The organism is Parasaccharibacter sp. TMW 2.1891 (genome assembly GCF_023337675.1).
GTDB lineage: Bacteria > Pseudomonadota > Alphaproteobacteria > Acetobacterales > Acetobacteraceae > Bombella > Bombella apis.
Genome location: NZ_QORT01000007.1, coordinates 1 through 1124, shown reverse-complemented (window position 1 = coordinate 1124; position 1124 = coordinate 1). Strand labels below are relative to the sequence as shown.

The window sequence follows — 1124 nt, the reverse complement described above, 5'->3', positions numbered from 1 at the left end:
CATCCACTCATCAACTTAATACTGGAGGTCTTTATATATGCAAGATAATCATACAAAATATATAGACGAAAATCAAGATAATAAAACATTAAAAGATATGACGAAAAGTGGGAAACAACGCCCATGGAGAGAAAAGAAAATAGATAATGTAAGTTATGCAGATATACTGGAAATCTTAAAAATCAAAAAGGCTTTTAACGTAAAGCAATGTGGTAATGTCTTAGAGTTCAAGCCAACTGATGAAGGTTATTTGAAATTACATAAGACATGGTTTTGTAAGTCGAAATTATGCCCAGTTTGTAATTGGAGGCGTGCTATGAAAAATAGTTATCAAGCTCAAAAAGTGATTGAAAAAGTGGTTAAAGAAAAGCCAACTGCACGTTGGTTGTTTCTTACGTTATCGACAAGAAATGCGATAGATGGTGAAACTTTAGAACAAAGTTTAAAACATTTAACTGAATCATTTAGAAGATTATTTAAATATAAAAAAATCAGTAAAAATTTAATTGGTTTTATGCGATCAACAGAAGTTACGGTTAATAAAAATGATGGTAGTTACAATCAACATATGCATGTTTTATTATGTGTTGAGAATGCGTATTTTAGAAAAAAAGAAAATTATATTACGCAGACAGAATGGGTCAGTTTATGGCAAAAAGCATTACAAGTTGATTATCGACCAGTCGCAAATATTAAAGCGATCAAACCAAATCAAAAAGGCGATAAAGATATTCAAGCAGCTATCAAAGAGACTTCAAAATACTCGGTTAAGTCATCTGATTTTTTAACTGATGATGACGAAAAAAATCAAGAAATCGTAAATGATTTAGAAAAAGGTTTATACCGAAAACGTATGTTGAGTTATGGTGGTTTGCTTAAACAAAAACATAAAATTTTAAATTTAGACGATGCTGAAGATGGCAATTTAATTAATACAAGTGACGAAGATAGAACAACAGGTGAAGAAGAAAAAGCACATTCAATTACGGCAATTTGGAACTTTGAGAAACAAAATTATTACTTAAAAGATTTGAAACGTTAGCTTATAAAGTTAGCGTTTTTTTATGACTTTTTTTAAAAAAAGTGGTGAGACAAAAGTGAGACACTTTACATTTTTTTTTTTT

Annotated in this window: 1 protein-coding gene; it reads left to right on the top strand. The window is 29.5% G+C overall.

The window, feature by feature from the left end; genetic code table 11:
* The first annotated feature begins 37 nt into the window (after positions 1–37).
* Positions 38–1042 carry a protein rep gene (locus DTJ15_RS09065; RefSeq protein WP_249109863.1) on the top strand — a complete coding sequence of 335 codons (1005 nt, stop codon included), beginning with the start codon at positions 38–40 and terminating at the stop codon, positions 1040–1042.
* Positions 1043–1124: the final 82 nt, after the last annotated feature.